This window comes from Candidatus Aquicultor secundus (assembly GCF_002791875.1).
Taxonomy (GTDB): Bacteria; Actinomycetota; Aquicultoria; order Aquicultorales; family Aquicultoraceae; genus Aquicultor_A; species Aquicultor_A secundus.
In genome coordinates this window covers 1-16,729 of record NZ_PFNG01000231.1, presented here as the reverse complement: position 1 = coordinate 16,729, position 16,729 = coordinate 1, and the positions used below count along the sequence as shown (strand labels likewise).

Below are 16,729 nucleotides of genomic sequence, written 5' to 3'. Positions count from 1 at the left end.
TTACCTCTTTAGGCGTAGCATGCGCCGTATTTCAGGGACTTCGTAGGTGTTGAGGACGTCTTCTTTGGTGAGCCAGCCGCGTTGGGCAGTGACGACGCCGTATTCCATATAGAGCATATTGCCGGCGACGTGGGCATCGGTGTCGATGGCGAACTTGCAGCCGTAGGCATCCCTGGCTTCTCGTAAGTGGTCGTCTTTCAGGTCGAGCCTGTTTGGATATGCGTTAAGCTCCAAGAAGGTGCCGGTAGCGGCTGCGGCCTTAAACACCTCGTGGAGGTCGATGTCGTATGGCGGGCGTTGCCCCAGGATCCTGCCGGTCGGGTGCGCGATGATGTTAATGTAGGGGTTTTCGATGGCCCGCACCATACGCCTTGTGAGCTGTTCTTTTGATTGCCGGAAGCCGCCGTGGATCGAGCCTATCACCACATCGAGCTTTCGTAATACCTCCGGCCCGAAGTCGACTTCGCCGTCATTGTCGATATTCGTCTCCATGCCGGTAAGAATTTCTATGTCGTCGTATTTCTCGTTGAGCCCGGCGATCGCTTCTAACTGCTCCTGAAGCTCTTCCTTTGTAAGACCGCCCGCAATGCGCAATTTCTCGGCGTGGTCGGAGATGGTGACGAACGCATAGCCGAGGCTTCGCGCCATCTCCACCATGGTTTCGATATCGTTTATGCCATCGCTCCAATTGGTGTGGATGTGAAAATCGCCCTTAATATCCTCATGCCGGATAAGGCGTGGCAGGCTCCGGCGCATCGCCGCCTCTATCTCGCCTTTGTCCTCTCGGATCGCAGGCGGGGGCGTTTCCATATCCAGAGTACCGTATACTTCTTCTTCGGTGCGCCCCCCAAGTCTTCTATCGGTATCCGATTCAAAAACTCCGTACTCGTTTATCTTCAGGCCCCGTTTTTTAGCGATGTCCCGTAGGTGGATATTGTGCGGCTTAGAGCCGGTAAAATATTGGAGCGCCGCACCATACTCGTTGGGGGCCACCACACGCAGGTCGACCTGCAACCCGTTTTTTACGATGATACTGCTCTTTGTCTCGCCCGTCGCCAGGATATATGCAACCTGCGGTATTGTCGTAAAGTATTCCATTACCTTGAGTGGCTGTTCGCTTGAAGCTAAAAGATCGATATCGCCGACAGTCTCTTTCATGCGACGCAGGCTGCCCGCGGTGTTCGCCCGGTCTACAAAAGGTTGCCGTCTGAGAGAATCGACGATTTCGTGGGCTATGGGATAGGCCTGCGAGAGAAGAATGCGCTCGTGCATCTTCTCGTACTGGCGGATTCCCCGCAGGATATTCTCCTCGGTCTTGCGCCCGAATCCCGGTATATGTTCGACCTTGTGCTCGGTAATCGCACTCATAAGCTCATCGAGAGTGCTGATTCCGAGGGTTTCATAGATCTTTTTCGCCTTTTTAGGGCCGATACCGGGGATAACCATAAGCTCGGTAACCGATTCGGGAATTTTTTCGCGCAGTTCTTCATAGTACGGGAGACGACCCGTCGCTATTAGTTCTTCTAAACGAAGGGCGGTATGGCTTCCTACGCCCGGGATTTCGTCGAGTGCTTTAACGCCGCCCTCCCGGTAAATATCCGCAATAGGCCTGGTAAGGCTGCGAACGCTTGCGGCGGCCTTGTGATATGCACGCACCCTGAACGTGCTCTCATCGAGAATATCCAGCATATCGCCGATCTCATCGAGGATCTCGGCAGCACGCTCGTTGGTCGGTTCACCTTGACCCTGGGCTTTTTGTTCCATATCGTCCTCATCCTCTAGCCCACCGTTTATATGATGTTTCTCAACGGTATGTGCGGTTTTATTCGGTCTCTCATCTAAAGAATACCCGTTTTTAGGATTTGAGATTCAAGTGCTTCAACTCGAAGCACGGTCGTTACTGCAAAGATCATTCCAATATATCTTTAGCTCTGCCGGCTTTCGTCGCTATCGCCCGCACGTTTCGCTGTCGAACACCTGAGCGCCCTGGCAAACAGGGTCTTTTCTGAGGGGAATATAAAGCGGACGGCCCGTTCGAAGAGAAAATAGTCCTGGGACCAGTTGATCATAACAAGCAAGCGGTTTCTAAACCCTATCAGGTTAAGCAGGTGGACCCCGAGCCAGAGCATCCATGCCAAAAGACCCGTAAAGACCCGCTCACCGATCCTTACAACACCCGCATTCCGCCCGATCGTGACCATAGTGCCGCGATCGTGGTAGCGGAACTCCCGCAGAGGTTGTCCGGATATTTGATTCACGATATTTTGGGCCGCCAATCCTCCCTGTTGAACAGCGACAGGCGCTACCATTGGTAAAGGCCGGCCGTTCTCTTCGAAGTACGCTAAGTCGCCGATAACATATACTTCGGGGCGATCGGGTACCTGCAGTGTCGGCAACACTTTGACCCGGCCATCGCGTGCCGTCGGAAGACCCCAGGATTTAACGATTGGCTGACCCCCCACACCTGCGGTCCAGACCACGGTTTCAGTCGGTATGGTCTCGCCGCTTTTAAGAATTACCGAATCCGCATTTATTTGGTTTACCATTGTTTGCAGTCGAATCTTTACACCCATCCCCGTCAGGCGCTCGTGGGCATATGAGCGCAGCTTTTGCGGCAGCATTGTGAGCAGGTTGTCCGCCGCTTCGATCAGTATGATCTGGACCTCCTTGAAATCGAGCGAAGGATAATCCCGCACAAGCGGGCGGTCGATTAGCTCAGCGAGCGCCCCGGCGAACTCGACACCCGTCGCGCCTCCCCCAACGATGATAAACGTAAGGAGGCGCCTTCGCCGCTTATCATCCGTTTCAAATGATGCCTGCTCAAAGCAGCAGAGGATATGATTGCGTAGTGCAGTGCCCTCTTCCAGCGTTTTTAATGAAAAAGAGTTCTCGGCGGCACCCGGTACGCCGAAGTAATTAGAGGTACTTCCCATCGCCAAAACCAGGTAATCGTATGAGATTGAATCCCCATCGACCTTAACCGCCCGTTCGGTAAGCTCAATATCGGTAACGTCACCCATTACAAACCGCGTATTGGGGAGTTGCCGCAGGATTGCTCGAATTGGATAAGCAATCTCTTCAGGCTCAAGCTCCGCCGCCGACACCTGGTAGAGAAGCGGCAGGAACGTGTGGTAGTTATCGCGGTCAACAAGTAGGATATCTGCAGGTGCTTTAGTTAGGGCGCGGGCCGCCCAGAGACCGCCGAAACCGGCCCCGATAATAACCACCCGTGGACGCCCATCACCCGCCATACCTGCCTCCGATTACCAGCTCTGCGAATATTAGCTCATACTTTAACTAAGCTATTACCCAATGTTGGACAAGGTCAATCTTACTATTACCGGCTTACAACCACTTTCTTCTCCTGAAATAAGCGAGCATGAACAACACAATAACTATCATGATTGCCCAAACAGTGGGGTAACCCCAACGCGAACCGAGTTCGGGCATGTACTGGAAGTTCATCCCGTAGACACCCACGATAAATGTTAATGGGATAAAAATCGTCGCGATGATGGTCAAGACCTTCATAATTTCGTTCATGCGGTTGCTGATACTTGAAAGGTAGATGTCGAGCATGCCGGAAAGCATGTCGCGGAACGTTTCGATGGTGTCGATTACCTGGATCGTGTGGTCGTAGACATCGCGAATATATACCATGGTGGTCCTCTTGATCAGCGGTGATTCGCCTCTCTCAAGCGCGGCGATCACTTCCCTAAGAGGCCATACCGACCTGCGTAAATATATCATCTGGTGCTTGAGGTTATGGATGAGCTGCAAGGCATCCTTGCCGGGGTTTGCCACAAGCTCGTCTTCAAGATATTCGATATCATCGCCGAGTTTCTCGAGAACCGCAAAGTAACTATCAACAACGGCATCCATCAACGAGTATGCGAGATAATCGGCGCCCTGAGCCCTCAATTTGTTGGCGCCCGTTCTGATTCGCTCGCGGATTGGATCGAAAATATCCCCCTCGATCCCTTCCTGAAACGAGAGTACGTAGTTCCTGCCAAGAACAAGGCTTATCTGTTCGGTAACGATATCGTTGCCGCCGCTTTTGTAGTAAATCATCTTGAGCACGATGTAGACGTAATCGCCGTAATCCTCAAATTTCGGTCGCTGGTCGGTATTGAGGATATCCTCAAGCACAAGCGGGTGCAGGCCGTAACACTCGCCGAGCTTCTCCAGCATATTCGTATCATGAATGCCTTCAACGTTGATCCAGGTTACGGTGGGTTTGTCTTTAAAAGGGAAACACTCTTTGACCTCGGCTGTTTCCCTCTCGCTGAAGGTATCCTTATCGTAATCGATAATAGTGATCTTCGGTTTTCCGGGTTTTTTTTCGCCGATATGAACCAGGCTGCCGGGGGGCAGACCCGCTTTTGCCGACCGTTTCTTTTTAGTAATCTGCTTCATTTACCGCCACCGTTTAAAAGATAATCAGTACCTCGAATACTATTCCTAAGCATAGCTAAAGTTGTAGAGTAGAGCAATTTTAGGTTTATGTCCCACATAGCTCCAAAACAATTGGTTTAGCTGTTAACCTTATCGGGGTTAAAAAGGCACGGGTTTGGGCGGTTTGGGCAGATTCTTAATTCCCTTCATCGATGGGATAATACCTGTTTACAACCTGCTGAACGTCGGCCAGCCAACTTTTTCTTTGTTCCTCTGTGCTGATCACGATCACGCGAAACATCGTCCTGTAGACATCCTTAATGCCGCATAGGTCGAATATGCAATTTTTCCATATGCTCTCAAGCGGGTCGCCGAAGACCTTTCGCTCTCGTTGCTGTGCGTCGGAGAGGGCGGCGGGAATACATAGATATAAAAATATACGTTGTTTCTGCTACTTAGCGAGAGCTTAGGAAAGCTATACGGCGAGGTCTATCTGTTGCACGGTTCCGGCCCGACCGTTTTCGCCCAGGTAAACGCCCGTTGAATTTACCGCGCCTTGGAGTGTATTCGCGGTGTCTTTTATAGAGAACCGGGATGCAACGCGATCCAGGTAGATCGCCCCAACGTCCCCTGCTTACTGCTTACTACTACTTTAGGCGGTCTCAACCTCGATGTCAGAGAGGGATTCAGCAGAGATACGCTTGCTTATACCCAATATCTCAATCCCGACTACGCTATCGTTGGCATCATAATCCAAAATAACGCCAGGTTTAACTTCTTCTGAATCAACAATCGCCGATTCATCTAATCTAAGATATAGGGCATCGTTCTCGCGATCTATTTTAAGCCTCACTTCACCCTCCTCTGTCGTCGATCAAAGAATACCGTTACTATCCTTTGCGGTTGCACGTTCGGATTTACTATAACGCGCAGGTATTTGCCACCGCATTTATTTATCGCCTTTATGAAATGGACCGTGCCATCGTCTCTGTGCTCGACCCTCTCTGGATGCTCTAAGGTCGATTTTACCCACGTTTCTTTAATGCTCCGTTCCTTTAGCATATCATAAGCATGCTATTGTTTTTAGAGCCTCCCATGTTTATCGGGCACTCCGGCGGGCATCCTGAAGGAAGCGAACATACCGATGATCGAAACAATCAGCATCAGCCAGAATGTCATGTGGATACCGCCTGCGAGGGCGTTAGCGAGCACGTCCAGGTTGGCATGTGGGAGGGCCGCCCTGCTGGCCGGATCAAGAAGCAGGTTGGTGATCGATACCGAATCGCTGACGCCATATTTTTTGATGAGCGGCGATCCGACAAGTGTGCCGGTGAGTGAGGTGTTCACGATGGTACCGAGCATGGCGACCAGTAATGTGCTCCCCAAGATTCGCGAGAACATGACCGAACTCGTGGCGATACCCCGCTGTTTCCAGTCAACCGTCGATTGGATGGATACGATCTGCGTTGTGGATGCCAACCCCAGCCCAATCCCCATAACAAAACTGCAGAGGGCTATATAGAGAGGGCTCGATGAAACACCAATCTCCAGGTACATAATGCTTGCGATGATGCAAAACAGCATGCCCGCGATCTCGATCGTGCGGTACCCGTAACGCCAGATCAATTTGCCCGATAAGGTGGATGCAATCGGCCATCCTATGGAGAGAGTTACGATGGTGGCGCCCGCAACGATCGCGTTGGTCCCCAGCACGCCTTGAGAAAATGTCGGCAAAAACGATGACGCGCCGATGGTAAGACCGCCGGTTATAATGGCGCATATGTTGGCGACCAAGACCATCGGCTGGCGCACCACGGCAAGCGGCAGCACCGGCTCTTTTGCTGTGGTCTCAATCCATATGAAAAGCGCAAAAAAGGCGACCGCCAGCAGTACCATCCCGATAAACTCGGGCGATGCCCAGGCCCACCTCACGCCGGCTTGCAATAACGCAAAGAGCAGGGTGATGATACTGATGGTCAACATAAGCGCCCCCGGGTAGTCCACCTTGTGCCCGTGGCGCTCGACTTTCTCGTGCAGAAAACTCATTACTCCCGCGATGGTTATGATCCCGAAAGGAACGTTGATTTCAAAAATCCACGGCCACCCGATGGTCTGCACTATAATACCGCCGAGCGCCGGGCCGACAACCGCTGCAATCGCCCATACGCTACTTAAGACACCCTGGACTTTTGCGCGCTCCTGGCCGGGATACAGATCGCCGACAATGACCATCGCTATCGGCAATACCGAGCCCGCGCCGAGACCCTGGATGGCGCGAAATATGATGAGCTGCGTCATCGTGTGGGCGAATCCGCACAGCGCGGAACTGGCGATAAACACCACGGCTCCCAGCACAAACACCGGTTTTCTGCCGTACAGGTCGGCAAGTTTGCCGTAGATAGGCACCGATGCCGCCTGTGTAAGCAGAAACATCGAGAACACCCAGGTAAAATGGGCGAATCCGCCGAGTTTGCCGACGATTGTGGGCATAGCTGTGGCGACGATTGTCGCTTCCATCGCCGCCAGAAATATCCCCGCCATTAAGAACACGGTGACCCATTTACGATTGGTTTGCTTCATGTAGTGCTTTCTCCTCGCGTGCTACTAGAGGGTTTGCTGGATTTCTTTTAGCCGCTCCATCAGGTCGTCTTTGTTTTCTCTCTCTTTATAAACCTGCTCCGTATACCAGGCCTTTTTCCACTAACACTGAATTTATTGTGGCAACATCGAAAGGGTCGTATACGGTGCCATCGATTTCTATGTTCTTGAAACCCTCGTCCTCAAGCTCATCCCAGCGGGCTTCCTTTGCTGCAATCCACTTGGAGATATCCTCCCGGTCGATCTGCGCCCACGGCGCAAGGTCGTTCTTGGACATGTAGAGGACGCGAAGGCTCATGAGCAACCCACAAATTGAGAAATAACCCCAGTACCTGGAATCGGATACGTCACAGTTGTAGGTCACCTGCTCGGTAAGAGACCGCAGAAAAACGTTATCGCGCCCAACCTCGTTCATGATACGCTCCTTGCTACCGCATACCCCGCGTTTATTGGGTGTTTTAAAGATACAGGTCTAAGGATAAAAAATAAACCCTTGCCTGTGAGAAAGACCTTTGTTTATGTCTACCGTTCACGATGATGTAGTAACACTCTAGCTTGAGGAAATAGGGCATAAAGAGCGTCGATCATCCGGCGCCCTTTATCTTTATACTTTTACCCACACTACGTCAAGTTTGCCCTGCAAAAAGCCGAAATACCACAAGAGAGGACGGTGGAGTGTGTTTAAGGTCAACTTTATAAATCCTTTTGTCGAGGCCGCTTTTGAAGTATTCGAAGCCGAAGTGAAACTTAATATAGAAAGAGGAACGCTCTCCATGAAGACATCCTCCACGACATCCCAAGAAGTGAACGTCCTCATAGGCATCACCGGTCAGCTTCACGGACAAGTAATCTACGGCATGAGCAACCTGACCGCCAAGAAACTCGCAATTAAGATGCTTGGTCAGCCGGTCAGAATTCTCAACGACCTTGCGCAAAGCGCAATTAGCGAGCTCGGCAATATGATAACCGGCGTCGCCGCCGGCAAACTCGATACCGAATATGCAAACCTTGCCGTCACTCCCCCGGCCATCGTTATCGGAACGGATGTCTTGATTTCAACCATCGGGATAAACCGTCTGATCGTGCCGCTTAAGAGTGAATTCGGGCCGGTTGAAGTAAGCGTGGCCTTTAGGGATGAGCCAATTCCAAGCACCATCAATATCCTCCACGCACACAGGAATAAATCGGAAGTCTTCATTTAACCCTATTCTTAATGATGAGCTAAGCCCCGATATGTTTTCCTTGATTTTCCGTTAGCATTTTAGTCGCTTCTTGTAAACTTTCTGCGTGCTGCAATTCATGTGGTGTAAGGAGAGCCCTTATTTCGGCGAGTCGCTCGGGGGCGGGCTAATTACAAGCAAGACAACCTTTCTGGCATAGTCAGGAACCGCCGGCGGATACCTCCAGCATTTTACTTTGGTGACTGCATCCGAGATATGTATATCACCGCTTAAGTCGACGATAACGGGTCTTGTCGCAAACTGCGAAGCACCCTTCACGACGAGATGCAGGGCAGCGAAATTATCAATAGATAAATCCCCTTCAAACTTGATATATGGGAACCCCATTATTTGCGTGTACTGTAATTTTAGCTGAACCATAAAATACCCTCGGTTGCTCACCGATCTGCAGATTTTATATATCCAACAGCAATACTTTTTAACCCTGCACCAGGACTAACCTTAGTCGGTCCAATATATTACTCATCTTACCAAAGCGCTTAGACATATTACCGCAATCCAGGATGTCACCCTTAAACAGTCACACCGCGGTCGAGGCTTACGCAAAGCAGCGCTATATCGTCCGATAACTTGCCGCCGGTGCAGTGCATTACCTCGTTGAATAGTGCGCCTGGCATTTCTTGAGGCGATGTCGGCCTTAACGCTTTCACGGCCTCTACGAGTCTCTTTTCACCAAAGAATTCCCGGTTACACCTCGCTTCGATGATGCCATCGGTATAAAGAACTAAAACATCGCCGGTCTCAAGAATCACTTTGCCGCTCGCGTAATTTATCATCGTGAATGCGCCTATAACCGGTGATTGGGTACCAAGCGCGTCCACATGCCCCGTGCTTCTTTTAATTAGTGCCGGTGGATGCCCCGCAGAGCAATAGGTGAGCTTGCCTGTTTTCGTATCCAGTATCCCGAAAAACACGGTAACGAAAATATCCGCGGGTGAGGTTTTTGCCACCAAGTCATTGGCTTTTGCCATTATCAAAGCCGGCGTGCCACCTTCGTAGGCATGCGCCTTAATCGTATTTTTGACTATGGACGTCAACGCTGCTGCTTCTAGGCCTTTTCCTGAGACGTCCCCAATAATTATGCCCACCCTGTCGTGCTCAAGTTCAAAGATATCGTAGAAATCGCCGCCTACTTTTGCAGCTTCGGTCGCAGAGCGATAAAGATGACCAAAGACGACACCGTCTACCTGCTCGGGCAGAATAAGAAGGGCTTCCTGCAGGGTGTCTGCGATATTTCGCTCGGCTGCATACAGGCGTGCGTTCTCCAGCGAGAGGGATACCGATGTGGCGAGCTTGTTTGCAAAATCGATTTGGGTTTCAGTAAAGCTGATTGAGCTTGACCGATAACAGAAACAAAGAGCGCCGATAACATCATGTCTTACTATCAGAGGTACGGTGAGGATCGAACGAGTACCGTACTTCTCCATTACTTTACGATTAACTCTTTCATCGTTTGAGGTATCGTCGACTGCAACCGGCTTTCCCGTGCTCGCGGCAACCGTCGCGTGCCTAGCCTCATCATCGGTCAGCTTGGTGCCGGTTATTTCAGGCGGAAAACCATAGGTATAGCCTACAACCCAGCGATCTACTTCACGCAGGAGTACCACGCCTCCTTCTGAGCCCATGTTTTTAGCGGAATCTATAACAACCCTTGTCATTATCTCGCTAAAATCAAGCGTTGAGTTGATCTCTGCGTTGATACTGTTGAGAGCATCGCTTAGTTGGCGTGCCCGTATGCTATCGGTCACATCCACAAGAGAGAGAACCAAGCCGATGACATGACCGGGGGTATCTTTTATCGGAGTTAACGTCCAATCCCAGTATGTAGCGCCCCGCCATGGCTGGTCGACAAATTCAAAGGGTTTCGCTTTAAACTCTACACGCTCTCCGGTATCTCTTACCCTCCTAAATATGGCTTCATTCTCTGCATTAGGGAAAAGCTCAAAGTGATTGCGCCCTATAAGCTCAGCTCTTGCGTGACCGGAGCCTTTTTCATAGGCGGAGTTAACCAAAACAAAATTAAATTGGGCATCGAGGTATGCAATTTGGGCGTTAGTGTTTTCCATTATTGTTTCGAGGGTATCCCGTTCTCTTTCAAAGGCTATTGCTAACTCCCTGGCGTTTTGCCTCTGCCGCTCAACCTGCCCTAACAGTTGCTCGCGCACCGTTACGTCATGCCATATGGAGACAACACCCACTACCTTATCGTCATAAACAATCGGGGTTGATGATACTTCGGCTATAACATCTTTGCCCGTTGCATCGCTGTAAATAAAGCGTTCGCCAATAACATGCTCGCCACGTAGCGCTCTTGATGAGGCAAGCTCTTCTTCACCGGCCGCCCGACCATCAGAAAAGCGCACGCGCATCGATCGCGCCATAGCCTTTCGGCCCGCATGTACCGGATCAAGACCGTATGCTTTAACCGCTGCAGGATTAGCCCGCACCAGGACACCTTCGGCATCATAAATTATTACCGGATCGGCCAAAGCGTTAAAGATGGCCTCCAACTCGCTTGATCGCTGTTTTGCCTCCTTTGCAAGCTTTTCCGCATGCCGGTGTTGCTGCTTAACTTGCGACAGCAGCTGCTCATGCTGTTTCTCTATTTTCTTTCGAACAGTAACGTCTCGAAAATAAATTGTAAGACCGCTCTTATAGGGGTAGGCATGGACTTCGAACCATTTATTTAAAGGCGGGTAGAATTCCTCAAACATAACGGGGACTTTTTGTTCTACCGCTCTTTCGAATTCCCGAGAAAAAGTTGAACCGAAAGCTTCAGGAAACACATCCCATATGTACCTAAATAATAATTGCTCTTTCTTTTTGCCTAGAAACTTCGCCGCATTACGGTTTACGTAAGTAAATCTCCACGAGGTATCGAGTGCCAAAAATGCATCCGTTATGCTCTCAAGGATATCTAGAACTTGCCGCCTCGATTCCTTAACTTCCTCTACGGCTGCCTCACGCTCGGCAATTTCATGCTCTGATAAAGCTTTGGCCCTTGAAAGCTCGGCGGCATGCTCTTCAACACGCCTTTCCAGTTCATCGCGGGCTTGTTGAAGCTGTTGTCTCAAGATCACATTTTCCAATGTTCTTCTCCGTTGAATTTGCACTTTAATAGATTTAGAACCTGATATCTTTAATATTAACCATATTTTAACCCAAGAACAATGTATGACCTGTGCAAACGATACTTGAGCAGCTCTAACGCAAGAGAATAACCACATCGTCGGATAGTTTACCGCCAGCGCAGTCTATAACATTTTCAAATAGTTTTCAAATAGCAATTATTTATTACCTGAAATGCATTTTCATGTGCTTGCAGGAGCCTCAACCTCCTTTGTGTCAGGGAAGAGGACGCCGGCGCTCAGCGTAGCAAATTTTGGTATAATATGGTAAAGGAGATTACAGGCTTTGGCAAAAGAACATGTTTGTGAAAATTGCGGAAAAACTTGGCGACTGGAATACCCCGTAATACTTACGGTTAAAGTGTTGACGTGCCCGGATTGCGGCCGGTTCAAGTTTCACCTTGAATCAGCGGCTAGCGGAAAGCCGTTTCTCGAAAGCATGAAGGCCGTAAAATAGATTATTGCCTTTTTCTGATGGCTCTCCAGCTTTTTCCAAAAGAAAAACCCTACGCAGTTTAGCATATAGGGCTTGAACCCCTGCCGCTCTCCACGGATAATACCAGTTAAAATAGCCTATGCCCGTTAATGTAGTGCGAAGCAACCTACCCATTATGATATTTGTGCTAATGTTAGAAAAAACGGGGCTCAATAAGCCACGGCACAGAGCCATTCTACCGTGGCTGCCGTGACCGGTTAAAGATGGCGAAACAGAAAGGGTTAGTAACCGTGCCCGGCAAGGTCAAGAAACTATTTAAAGCATTTCTTAACGAACTATTAACCGAACTATTAAACGGAATATTTTACGAACCCCTAGATAAGCTGCAAGCCTATTGCCGGGACAACAAGAAAAAGGTGCTGGCGATAATTATCGCCCTGGTTGTGTTCGGCTACGGGATGCGGCAGCTAACCCTGGTACCCGCCCTCTGTAGTAACTGTCATGAAACATACCCTTTCTTTAAGAGCTGGCAACAATCCATTCATTCCACAGTACCATGCGACGCTTGCCATAAGCCGCCCGGGATAGTTAAGGGGATGAATAGGGCATACCTTGAATTCACCGCTCCCAATAAACCCGACAGCCGGCTTGAGGCACGGGTTATCGGTAAAACACTCCCCAATGAGGTGTGCGAACAGTGTCACTCAATGAACAGAACATTTACGTTTGGCGGTGGCTTAATCGTGCCCCATGAGAAGCACCTCGAACAAGGAGTTAGATGCACGACATGCCACTCAAACATCGCCCATGCCGAAGGCGGCGAAAAAGCCGAAAGGCCCAAAATGGAAACCTGCATGCAATGCCATAACGGTAAAAAGGCGCCCGAAAACTGCGGGGTGTGCCATATCACGACAGTGGACCCATCAAGCGACTATTATAATCCCTATTAACATGAAACAATTACACGTTTCTCTGGATATTTTACTGTTTCGAATAATATAAAAACCTCTTTTGTGGGTATAGAGTTTCAGAGGAAGGGGTGTAAAACGGAATGAGACTGTATGTGGGAAACCTAAGTTATACTACGGACGAGGCTACCCTCCAGAAACTCTTTAGCAAGCATGGGGATGTCGAATCGGTCAACGTTATCATCGATAGAGATACCGGCCGAAGCAAGGGATTTGGATTTATCGATATGCCAAACGATAAGCAAGCAAAAGAAGCGATACTTGCGCTTAACGGGAGCGAGATCGAGGGGCGCACGATTAAGGTGAGCGAGGCAAAACCGCAAGAACGCCGCGAAGGCCCAAGACGAGCCTTTGGCGGTGGACGCAGATAACGAGCTTGTCCCGAGTCTAGTTGAAATTAAGAGGCGACCCAGTTAGCCTAAGGTTGGCAACTAATCAATCTAGGCAAAGGAGCTACCATGAAGTTATAAACTCTTGCGGGCACGAAGTTCCCCTTGCCACATATCAGACATTTAACCAGGGGGAGAAGATGCAAGAGGGCGTCTATAGCAAGCTTATCTTAGGAGTCGTTAGGCAGGCTTTAAGAGAAACCCCAAACGCCCAGAGCCAGCGGTGGAGCGAGGCTGTCTGCTGTAGTGAGGCCGTTCGCCTACTGACTAATCATTTTCAGTTTTTGCATAATCTCTTCGTGTTCTGCAAGATACTCATAATGGGTTTGTACATCAGAAAGCGTTTCCTCTGTTAAAACAAGTGATTCGGATGGAAAGTTCTCAAACACCTCATAAAACGAAATAAGGGGCCGTCAGAGTGTAGCTTGAGCCATAACCATAGGCCTTGAGGCAAAAGGAAATAATGGCTTGCCAAAGCCAACTTCTTGGGCGCTCCCCGGAACGGGCAATCTTCAAAATTATTGAGCGGTTGTGCCTTTATGCATCTGCTTAAGCTTATTGTTTCTTCTTTTTTGCAACCTTTTTCTTTGCTATTTGAGCAGCTTGCAATGCAACTGTGTCAAAATCATTGTCTAAACTTTTTGCTTCATTCTTCTTGTACTGATCAAAATGTTTTTCCGCTGTTTCTACCGCCAGCTCATGCGACACTTTACCTGCATCCGTTAGGATATCTCTGTCGTTTAGTTTTAAAAAGCCATGGAGCTTTTCTATCCAATCTTTCATGTGCATCGGCACGCGCCGCATAGCCTGACCTTCAGCAAACACAAGATACTGCTCAACAAGATTGTTGAGTGCAAGAAGTTCCGGCTCTGTTAAATAGTTTTTAGCAATTGTCACATCATCTTTTCGGGGCTTTGTCCCCCGCCATGAAGTAAGTCCCATAAATGGCTTTGTGCTGTCCGCACGGGTGCTAATAATCTCTGGGGCAGTTTGGCCAGTAATGGCGTAGTGTACCTTGTTTTGAACTGTTTTAAAAAACAGGATACTTGTTTCATCGGTCGGATCATAGTCAACACTGGTCGCGTAGATATCTGTGATTTTGCGATAGAATCTCTTTTCGGAAGTGCGGATATCTTGAATGCGCTGAAGTAGCTCTTCGAAATAATCAAAAGGTAGGTCTGGATTTTTAAGGCGTTCGTCGTCTAAAACAAAACCCTTGACGATATATTCACGTAGACGGGCGGTTGCCCACTGGCGAAAAGCTGTTGCAATAGAGCTTTTGACGCGGTAGCCAACAGAGATAATGAGATCGAGGTTATAAAAATCAACATCTCTTTCGACTTCTCTCCCGCCTTCATTCTGAACTATTCGGAATTTCCTAATAGTTGAATCTTTGCTCAATTCTCCCTCTTGATAAATGTTCTTTATGTGTTCATTAATGGTTGGAACGGTAACCTGAAAAAGCTCGGCCAAGAGTTTTTGCGTAAGCCATACCGTCTCACCGTCAAAACGGACATCAATCTTAGTTTTGCCATTTTCGGATTTATAGATGATTAGTTGTGATTCTGGGTTGTTTTTCATAATAATAACATTCTCTTTGTTTTACTTTGCGCCCTTATTATACAACGGGTTCGCATGGCCTAAAATGGTATTTTGTTGTGTTGGCATACAGAAAATGCCAGTTTGATTGCTTAGTTCTGTAAATCCACTGCCACTGAAACCTTTACCCTGGAAGCGAATCAACTTATCACGTTCAAAGCTGACAGCACTTGTGCAGCGGCTGTGGTGACGTCCCCTGCTGCTGGCTTGTTAAGGTAAGCACCAATCCAGGGCGTAAAGAAATGCGGCCCTCGTAAGGCCGCATTTCACAAACTCCTTAACTCCTAAATATATAGGGCACTTATGCATTAATGACCTACTTGGCGTTCTCACGCTTGCCGGTACCTGAGAAACCGCCTACCCAGGAGCCATCGTCTGCATTGAGAATTACATAGAAGGTATCGAAATACCATTCGCCAGCGCTCCCATCATCGCCATACATGTGGCCGCCGCTCGCCAATTGATGTATGCCTTTAAACCCAATAATCCAGCGATTGCCATTCCAACTTGTAACAGATCCGTCAGCGGGTTGTATTTTTACATAGCGAGCTTTAACGCTTGAAGCTTTGTCGTAACCCGGGCAGAGCACCAAAGCCGCCTTAATCGCCTGCTCCTCGGAAAGTTTCGATTCGCTTGTGGGCATATCGAGTTTGAGGCCGTTTTTCCCCCAATCTCGTGCTTCTTCAGAATCTAAAGGAGACAGGCTTTGGCCAACCTGCGCGTTGGCGACAGGGCTTTGTCCCACCTGCGCGTGAATAAAAATCCCGACCCCGATAACTATAGAAAGCGCTATCATGGCTATGAGTTTGACAAGAAGTGATCGTCTCATCGTATCTATCCTTTCTTTATCGTGTCTCACGCGTATCCCATATGCCGAAATTATGATTGTTTACCCAGTAACGGCCTTGCCAACTTTGAAGACCGCTATCAGTGGGCGCTTTTGATAGATTTGCAAGGGACCAATAACCCAGCTTGATGTCCAAGTATACGTTGTCGAAGAAGACATAGTCGTTAGTTTCGCCAGGCGTTCTAGGATTGCTGTCGTACCCGGTCTCACCAAAAACTTGAGCATCTTGGGGAACATGAGTTGTTGCATTAAACGGACCCTTTGCTGGCCCCAAGAAATACCCATTTTGGTAGGCGTAGTACTTGTTATTGAGCCACCTCATTTCATAGGTAATGGGTGATGATGATACGGGGGCAGCCCATTGAGCCTCTTGATAACTGCCACCATCATCGATCCATCCAACGAACGTAATTAGGCCGGGATAACCAATTCCCGCCCTCTTTATCCAGCCTACTTGCCCGAAGGTTTTGTAGGTAGTATTTGCAAGCATTACCCATGCACCCGACAAAGCAGTATTTACAATTAAGCGTGGGTAACCGCCCGTGAAATAGTCGCCCTGTATATCTCCCTTGACTGCTATTAAGCTACCGATTGTCTGATGCCCGCCGTCAAAGTAGTTTGCTGCAAAGGCTGCTGAAGGCATCAAAAGGCATGACAAGAAACTTAATACCACGATGCCAAAACATAACTTCCTCATAATTGCCTCCTAGGCCTAGTTCTATTAGTGGCATAAGCATAGTGCCGTGTCAAAGCAATATTTACTCATGAGCGGCCAGCCGATACAGCCAACTACTAATACGATTGAGAGCAGAAACTCCTCCTGATTCCATAGGCGCACCCCTTCTGTTTCTGTTGCAATGAACGCAGCTGTCTTTTGAGCATAGGAAATTGTCAATGAATCACCACGCGAGCTTGACCCGAGTCTAGTTGAAATTAAGAGGCGACCCAGTTAGCCTAAGGTTGGTAACTAATCAATCATAGACAAAGGAGCCGCCATGAAAAAACAGTACAGCAAAAGGAACAAGAAATCTACAGGAAAGAAAGTTCAGGAAGCGTTGGAGACGGTAACGGTAGAGTTGCCACTTCCTATTGCCGAGATCTTAGCCGGTGTAGAAGTAGAAATTGAGG

15 protein-coding genes are annotated in these 16,729 nt (G+C 49.0%); 3 read left to right on the top strand and 12 right to left on the bottom strand.

Annotation, left to right across the window (positions count from 1 at the left end):
• From polX to COY37_RS09835, 7 genes are all read right to left on the bottom strand, one after another.
• Nucleotides 1-1,764: a DNA polymerase/3'-5' exonuclease PolX gene (gene polX, locus COY37_RS09865; protein WP_286678917.1), complete on the bottom strand. Its 1,764-nt coding sequence runs from the start codon at nt 1,762-1,764 to the stop codon at nt 1-3.
• Between the two features lie 161 nt (nt 1,765-1,925).
• A complete protein-coding gene (locus tag COY37_RS09860; RefSeq protein ID WP_286678916.1) occupies nt 1,926-3,251 on the bottom strand; it encodes an NAD(P)/FAD-dependent oxidoreductase in 1,326 nt (441 codons plus the stop codon).
• A 94-nt stretch (nt 3,252-3,345) separates the two neighbouring features.
• On the bottom strand, nt 3,346-4,416 hold the full coding sequence (corA, locus tag COY37_RS09855; protein ID WP_286678915.1) for a magnesium/cobalt transporter CorA: 1,071 nt from the start codon (nt 4,414-4,416) through the stop codon (nt 3,346-3,348).
• A gap of 631 nt (nt 4,417-5,047) precedes the next feature.
• Entirely contained in the window at nt 5,048-5,248 is a 201-nt protein-coding gene (locus tag COY37_RS09850; RefSeq protein WP_286678914.1) for a DUF2283 domain-containing protein, read from the bottom strand.
• Complete coding sequence (locus COY37_RS09845) at nt 5,245-5,457, bottom strand: DUF4258 domain-containing protein (protein ID WP_286678913.1); 213 nt, start codon at nt 5,455-5,457, stop codon at nt 5,245-5,247. Before COY37_RS09845 ends, COY37_RS09850 begins: the two co-directional genes overlap by 4 nt.
• Before the next feature lie 21 nt (nt 5,458-5,478).
• Nucleotides 5,479-6,975, bottom strand: coding sequence for an MDR family MFS transporter (locus tag COY37_RS09840; RefSeq protein ID WP_286678912.1), 1,497 nt, complete (start codon nt 6,973-6,975; stop codon nt 5,479-5,481).
• A gap of 85 nt (nt 6,976-7,060) precedes the next feature.
• Complete coding sequence (locus COY37_RS09835) at nt 7,061-7,408, bottom strand: Sfum_1244 family protein (RefSeq protein WP_286678911.1); 348 nt, start codon at nt 7,406-7,408, stop codon at nt 7,061-7,063.
• Between the two features lie 262 nt (nt 7,409-7,670).
• Between COY37_RS09835 and COY37_RS09830 the strand changes: the two genes are divergently transcribed.
• On the top strand, nt 7,671-8,195 hold the full coding sequence (locus tag COY37_RS09830) for a chemotaxis protein CheX (protein ID WP_286678910.1): 525 nt from the start codon (nt 7,671-7,673) through the stop codon (nt 8,193-8,195).
• A gap of 117 nt (nt 8,196-8,312) precedes the next feature.
• On the opposite strand, the gene COY37_RS09825 is transcribed toward COY37_RS09830, so the two are convergent.
• Nucleotides 8,313-8,594 carry a hypothetical protein gene (locus COY37_RS09825; RefSeq protein WP_286678909.1) on the bottom strand — a complete coding sequence of 94 codons (282 nt, stop codon included), beginning with the start codon at nt 8,592-8,594 and terminating at the stop codon, nt 8,313-8,315.
• Between the two features lie 152 nt (nt 8,595-8,746).
• On the bottom strand, nt 8,747-11,314 hold the full coding sequence (locus COY37_RS09820; RefSeq protein WP_286678925.1) for a SpoIIE family protein phosphatase: 2,568 nt from the start codon (nt 11,312-11,314) through the stop codon (nt 8,747-8,749).
• A gap of 747 nt (nt 11,315-12,061) precedes the next feature.
• Here COY37_RS09820 and COY37_RS09815 point away from each other — a divergent pair.
• Both COY37_RS09815 and rbp read left to right on the top strand, forming a co-directional pair.
• Complete coding sequence (locus COY37_RS09815) at nt 12,062-12,748, top strand: cytochrome c3 family protein (protein ID WP_286678908.1); 687 nt, start codon at nt 12,062-12,064, stop codon at nt 12,746-12,748.
• A gap of 101 nt (nt 12,749-12,849) precedes the next feature.
• Nucleotides 12,850-13,137, top strand: coding sequence for an RNA-binding regulator (gene rbp, locus COY37_RS09810; RefSeq protein ID WP_286678907.1), 288 nt, complete (start codon nt 12,850-12,852; stop codon nt 13,135-13,137).
• 573 nt (nt 13,138-13,710) lie between these two features.
• Here the strand turns inward: rbp and COY37_RS09805 are convergent.
• The 3 genes from COY37_RS09805 to COY37_RS09795 all read right to left on the bottom strand — a co-directional run bounded on the left by COY37_RS09805 (nt 13,711) and on the right by COY37_RS09795 (nt 16,298).
• On the bottom strand, nt 13,711-14,736 hold the full coding sequence (locus COY37_RS09805; protein ID WP_286678906.1) for a virulence RhuM family protein: 1,026 nt from the start codon (nt 14,734-14,736) through the stop codon (nt 13,711-13,713).
• Between the two features lie 334 nt (nt 14,737-15,070).
• Nucleotides 15,071-15,583, bottom strand: coding sequence for a hypothetical protein (locus COY37_RS09800; protein ID WP_286977426.1), 513 nt, complete (start codon nt 15,581-15,583; stop codon nt 15,071-15,073).
• A gap of 16 nt (nt 15,584-15,599) precedes the next feature.
• Entirely contained in the window at nt 15,600-16,298 is a 699-nt protein-coding gene (locus COY37_RS09795) for a hypothetical protein (protein ID WP_286977425.1), read from the bottom strand.
• Nucleotides 16,299-16,729: the final 431 nt, after the last annotated feature.

Coding starts and splice junctions, on each gene's coding strand:
- COY37_RS09845 (WP_286678913.1), bottom strand. CDS start 5,457: ATGCTAAAGGAACGGAGCATTAAAGAAACGTGGGTAAAATCGACCTTA.
- polX (WP_286678917.1), bottom strand. CDS start 1,764: ATGGAACAAAAAGCCCAGGGTCAAGGTGAACCGACCAACGAGCGTGCT.
- COY37_RS09805 (WP_286678906.1), bottom strand. CDS start 14,736: ATGAAAAACAACCCAGAATCACAACTAATCATCTATAAATCCGAAAAT.
- COY37_RS09835 (WP_286678911.1), bottom strand. CDS start 7,408: ATGAACGAGGTTGGGCGCGATAACGTTTTTCTGCGGTCTCTTACCGAG.
- COY37_RS09795 (WP_286977425.1), bottom strand. CDS start 16,298: ATGAGGAAGTTATGTTTTGGCATCGTGGTATTAAGTTTCTTGTCATGC.
- COY37_RS09860 (WP_286678916.1), bottom strand. CDS start 3,251: ATGGCGGGTGATGGGCGTCCACGGGTGGTTATTATCGGGGCCGGTTTC.
- corA (WP_286678915.1), bottom strand. CDS start 4,416: ATGAAGCAGATTACTAAAAAGAAACGGTCGGCAAAAGCGGGTCTGCCC.
- rbp (WP_286678907.1), top strand. CDS start 12,850: ATGAGACTGTATGTGGGAAACCTAAGTTATACTACGGACGAGGCTACC.
- COY37_RS09840 (WP_286678912.1), bottom strand. CDS start 6,975: ATGAAGCAAACCAATCGTAAATGGGTCACCGTGTTCTTAATGGCGGGG.
- COY37_RS09800 (WP_286977426.1), bottom strand. CDS start 15,583: ATGAGACGATCACTTCTTGTCAAACTCATAGCCATGATAGCGCTTTCT.
- COY37_RS09825 (WP_286678909.1), bottom strand. CDS start 8,594: ATGGTTCAGCTAAAATTACAGTACACGCAAATAATGGGGTTCCCATAT.
- COY37_RS09815 (WP_286678908.1), top strand. CDS start 12,062: ATGGCGAAACAGAAAGGGTTAGTAACCGTGCCCGGCAAGGTCAAGAAA.